The organism is Streptococcus sp. KR (assembly GCF_002238115.1).
Lineage (GTDB): Bacteria > Bacillota > Bacilli > Lactobacillales > Streptococcaceae > Streptococcus.
In genome coordinates this window covers 1-345 of sequence record NZ_NGVM01000202.1, presented here as the reverse complement: position 1 = coordinate 345, position 345 = coordinate 1, and the positions used below count along the sequence as shown (strand labels likewise).

The 345-nt window shown below is 38.6% G+C and carries 1 pseudogene; it reads left to right on the top strand.

From position 1 onward, the window contains the following. Positions 1 to 345, top strand: a pseudogene (locus CBI42_RS11610) (conjugal transfer protein TrbL); the annotation flags it as partial.

Genomic DNA, 345 nt, shown 5'->3' with positions numbered 1-345 from the left:
ATTTATTTGAAGGATTTAATGTGGATTTACAATCTACGGTAGATCTGATTAAATCCCTATCTAGCTACAATCCAACAGTTTGGACTTATATGTCTAGTATTACTAAAAGTGTCATGCAGCCTCTTGGAGTTGCGATTTTATCAGTTGTTCTCATCTTAGAATTTTCGAAGATGGCAAAGAAAATTGCTAACTCAGGAGGAGCGATGACCTTTGAAGCATTAGCGCCGATGTTGATTAGTTATATTATGGTCGCAGTTGTAATTACCAATACTACCGTTATTGTAGAAGCTATCATCGGGATTGCGAGTCATGCCATTGAACAAGTGGCCTCGATTGTGGCTCACG